This is a genomic window from Pedobacter sp. 01T416_2 (genome assembly GCF_056398925.1).
In genome coordinates, this window is the sequence record NZ_JBFTQI010000454.1 from 1 (window position 1) to 4819 (window position 4819).

The 4819-nt window shown below is 38.7% G+C and carries 4 protein-coding genes; 3 read left to right on the forward strand and 1 reads right to left on the reverse strand.

What is annotated here, in order from left to right; translation table 11 throughout:
- Positions 1 to 303: 303 nt before the first annotated feature.
- Complete coding sequence (gene porX, locus AC1DPQ_RS17795) at positions 304 to 1857, reverse strand: T9SS response regulator signal transducer PorX (protein ID WP_440827789.1); 1554 nt, start codon at positions 1855 to 1857, stop codon at positions 304 to 306.
- A gap of 111 nt (positions 1858 to 1968) precedes the next feature.
- Between porX and AC1DPQ_RS17800 the strand changes: the two genes are divergently transcribed.
- The 3 genes from AC1DPQ_RS17800 to AC1DPQ_RS17810 form a co-directional block, all read left to right on the forward strand.
- Positions 1969 to 3192, forward strand: coding sequence for an HD domain-containing protein (locus AC1DPQ_RS17800; RefSeq protein WP_477581738.1), 1224 nt, complete (start codon positions 1969 to 1971; stop codon positions 3190 to 3192).
- Positions 3193 to 3314: 122 nt separating this feature from the next.
- Positions 3315 to 4391 (forward strand): UDP-3-O-(3-hydroxymyristoyl)glucosamine N-acyltransferase, encoded by a 1077-nt coding sequence (lpxD, locus tag AC1DPQ_RS17805; RefSeq protein ID WP_477610406.1) that lies wholly within the window; start codon positions 3315 to 3317, stop codon positions 4389 to 4391.
- Positions 4381 to 4819: UDP-3-O-acyl-N-acetylglucosamine deacetylase (locus AC1DPQ_RS17810; RefSeq protein ID WP_477610407.1), on the forward strand; the 439-nt coding region annotated here is incomplete at its 3' end. The genes lpxD and AC1DPQ_RS17810, both read left to right, overlap by 11 nt.

Sequence of the window (4819 nt, forward strand, 5' to 3'; positions counted from 1 at the left end):
TGTTTTCCCAGCACCCATATCACCCTCAAAAATGAAGACTTTTTGGCCACTGGCAAAATCTGAAAGCTGTTGTGCAACAGCAGGTAAATCGGCTAAACTGTTAACTTCGATATCCATTTTAAAAAAATAAAGGCAAAAGTAATACATAATTGCATTGCTTTTGCCTGGTTATTTTGTGATTTGTCAGTCTGAGCTTGTCGAAGACCTTACCATCGTGACAGATCCTGAAATAAATTCAGGAGGACGGTCTTATTAAAAACGACTGGGCTCATATCTCAAATCTAGTATCTCAATTCTCTTTTATTACCTCGGCGAATACGTCACCACCGGAATAATCATTTCCTCAAGTGAAATACCTCCATGCTGGAAGGTTTCGTTATAATAATTCACAAACTGATTGTAATTATTCGGATAAACAAAATAGCTATCTTCTCTTGCAAAAATATAACTGCTGCTGATGTTGATTTTAGGCAACAAAGCATCATGAGGGTTTTTAATCAAAAACACTTCTTTTGCATTAAAATTAAGGTTTCTTCCTTGCTTGTATCTTAAATTGGTGTTTGTGCTTCTATCGCCTATTACTTTAACCGGTTTTTTAACACGGATGGTTCCATGATCGGTTGTAATGATCACTTTTACCTTTTTCTGTGAGATTTTTTTCAATAAGTCCCAAAGTGGCGAATGCTCAAACCATGATAAGGTTAACGAACGGTAAGCAGCATCGTCATTGGCCAGCTCGCGGATCATCTGCATATCCGTGCGGGCATGGCTTAACATATCAACAAAGTTGAATACAATGGCGTTGAAATCGTTCTGCAACAAGTTATTGGTCTGATCAACAAGATCTTTCCCCTGCTCAAAAGTGAGGATTTTATTATAACTGAATTTACAGTCTTTTCTTAAACTACGTTTAATGTTATCGGCCAGAAAAGCTTCTTCGTGCATGTTTTTTCCACCCTCATCATCATCGTTCTGCCACAGCTGAGGGAAACGTTTCTCCATATCCAAAGGCATCATGCCCGAAAAGATGGCATTACGGGCATATTGTGTTGCTGTTGGCAAAATGCTCGTGTACATATCTTCTTCATCGATCCTGAAATATTCAGAAATTAGCGGATTAATGATTTTCCACTGATCGTAACGTAAATTATCAATCAGAATAAAAAAGACAGGTGTGGTATCGTTAATATGAGGGAAGGCTTTTTTCTTTAACAGCTCATTAGAAAGCAAGGGGGCTTTATCTTTATTTTTAATCCAGTCGAGATAATGCTCTTCGATGAACTTAGTGAACTGTGTATTCGCTTCCTGTTTTTGCATGGTTAAAATCTCATGCATCTGCGGATCATCCAGTTTCTCTAATTCAAGTTCCCAAAAAACGATTTTTTTATACACATCCACCCACTCTTCGTAATTCAGCCTGTCGCCCAGTGTCATCCCCAATCGTCGAAAATCCTGTTGGTAAGCCATAGAAGTTTTCTCGCTTACCAGGCGTTTGTTATCAATTAGTTTTTTAATGGTTAACAAAACCTGCTTAGGGTTTACAGGTTTAATCAGATAATCGTCAATCTTACTACCAATCGCATCCTCCATTAAATTTTCTTCTTCACTTTTCGTAATCAGCACAACAGGAACATCTGGATTCAGGTTTTTAATGGCCGATAAGGTTTCAATCCCACTCATCCCCGGCATATTTTCATCCAAAAAAACCAGGTCAAAATGAGCTTTTCCAAATGCCTCCAACGCATCGTTCCCATTGGTAAATGTAGTTACATGGTAACCTTTATCATTGAGCAATAATATATGAGGTTTTAATAAGTCGATTTCATCATCGGCCCATAATATTTTAGTTTCTTGCATGTTATTGTAAAAATAGGTAAGTATTGCCTTTTAATTTTGGCAGGTAAATCAAACTATAAATAAAAATAGCAATTTTTGTACCGTATCTATCTATTTAACTATTTTTAACGATTGAACAAGAAGAAAATAATAAATGACCCGGTATACGGTTTCATCAGCATTCCGTCCGAATTAGTTTACGATGTGATCTCACATCCTTATTTCCAACGTTTGCGTTACATCAAACAGCTTGGGATGACTCATTTGGTTTATCCAGGTGCACTACACACGCGTTTCCACCATGCTTTAGGGGCCATGCATTTAATGAGTCTGGCCATAAATCTTTTAAGAAGTAAAGAACATATCATAACCGATGGCGAAGAAGAAGCCGCCATTTTGGCTATTTTACTGCACGATATCGGCCATGGCCCTTTTTCGCACGCATTAGAACATTCTTTAGTAACTGGAATTAGGCACGAAGATATTTCGGCAAAACTAATGCGTGATTTAAATGTGCATTTTGAAGGCCGGTTAACCCATGCCATCGAAATTTTTAATGGCACCTACCCTAAAAAGTTTCTTCATCAACTGATTTCCGGTCAGTTAGATCTCGACAGAATGGATTATTTAAACCGCGATAGCTTTTTTACGGGTGTTAGCGAAGGCGTAATCAGTTTCGATCGGATTATTAAGATGTTTAACGTTTACGATGATGATCTGGTGATTGAGGAGAAAGGCATTTATTCTATCGAGAAATTTTTAATTGCCCGCCGGCTGATGTACTGGCAAGTTTATCTGCACAAAACCGTTATTGCTGGCGAGATGATTTTGGTAAAGCTATTAGAGCGTGCAAAAGAACTATCAGCCGCTGGAGCCGATTTATTTGCTTCACCATCATTGAATTATTTCTTAAAAAACGATATCAACGAGGCCAATTTCTTCTCTCAACACGAAAATCTCGAGCATTTTACCAACCTGGATGATCAGGACATTTATGCCGCAGTTAAGGTTTGGGCCAAACATCCCGATAAAATTTTGTCTACGTTATGTAAAATGCTTACTTCCAGAAATCTTTATAAGGTAGAAATGGGCAACGAAATGGCCAATCTCGACCGCATAAATTTTTTACAGGATGCGGCTGTTAATTTATTAGAAATCAAACCCGAGGAAGCAAGGTATTTTGTTTTTACCGATTCGATTCAAAACCGCGCATATAACGCTGGGGTTGGAAATATCAAGATTTTGATGAAAAATAACGATATTGTTGATATTGCGAAGGCGTCTGATTTGTCTAATCTCGAGTCGCTGCAAAAAACTGTAGAGAAATATATCCTCTGTTACCCCAGAGGTATTTAAGGTTATTTAACAAAATATTTAACTTTTAGTGCCGTTTTAAGTCTTATTATTGTGTAAAATATACACAGTTTAACCCGAGCAGGTTTTTTTGTTCATATCAATTTAACATATACCTTTGTACGATGCAATTTACTGCCACGCAGATAAGTCAGTTTCTAAACGGTTCCATTGATGGTAACCCTGATGTAGCCGTTACCGAACTTTCTAAAATAGAAGACGGAAAGGAAGGCTCTTTGTCTTTTCTTTCGAACCCTAAGTACGAAAACTTTTTGTATTCCACTCAGGCGTCAGTCGTTATCGTATCAAAGGATTTCGCCCCTACGCAACCATATACCAGTACATTAATACGTGTAGAAAATCCATATAGTGCTTTTACTATCTTGTTGGATAAATATAATGAAGCCGTTAATGCCCAGACTGCACAATCTGGAATTGATAAACTTGCATTTGTTCACCCTACAGCGAAAATTGGCAAAAACGTATTTATAGATGCTTTTGCCTATGTAGCCGAAAATGTAGAAATTGCAGATGGCTGTAAAATAAATGCTCAAACCTTTATCGGTGCGAATTCTAAAGTCGGTGAAAACAGTACGTTTTTCCCCGGTGTAAAAATTTATCACAATTCAATAATCGGCAACAGGGTTGTTATTCATTCCAATACCGTTATCGGAAGCGATGGTTTTGGCTTTGYCCCGCAAAAAGACGGCACTTACAATAAAATCCCTCAGATTGGAAACGTTATAATCGAAGATGACGTAGAAATTGGCGCAAATACAACTGTAGATCGTGCAACAATGGGATCAACAATTGTAAAGAAAGGTGCAAAAATCGATAACCTGATCCAGATTGCGCACAATGTAGAGATTGGCGAGAACACGGTTTTAGCCGCACAGTCGGGCATATCAGGAAGTACAAAAATTGGCCCTAACAGTGTTGTTGGCGGGCAAGTTGGTATAGCCGGGCACTTAACCTTAGCTAAGGGCACTCAAATTGGCGCACAGGCCGGTATCAATTTTAATATTACAGAAGAAAATAAACAATGGCACGGTAGTCCGGCGCAACCATTGCGCAACTGGATGCGTGCCTCAGTAATTTTCAAACATCTTCCCGATGTAGAAAAAAGAATAAACGCGCTCGAACAGGAATTGAAAAAGCTTACAGCTGAACTGGAAAAGAATACAATACACAATGAACGTTAGACAAAAAACGATTAAACAAGAAATATCAGCATCTGGTGTTGGTTTACACACAGGCGCTAATGTTACTTTAACATTTTGCCCGGCCCCCGAAAATCATGGCTTTAAATTTCAGCGTATTGATTTAGATGGCCACCCGATTATCGAAGCCGATGCAGATAACGTTACAGACACCTCACGTGGAACAACACTTACCCAAAATGGCGCCAGCGTGAGCACCGTAGAGCACGTAATGGCATCGTTAGTGGGCATGGACCTTGATAACGTACTGATTAAATTAGACGGACCCGAAACCCCGATTATGGACGGGAGTTCTATCCAGTTTGTTGATTTACTGGAAGAAGTTGGTACAGTTGAACAAAACGCAGATCGCGAGTACTTTACTATTCCCCATAACATTACCTATACCGAAGAAGATAGAAAGGTAGAAA

Coding starts and splice junctions, on each gene's coding strand:
- porX (WP_440827789.1), bottom strand. CDS start 1,857: ATGCAAGAAACTAAAATATTATGGGCCGATGATGAAATCGACTTATTA.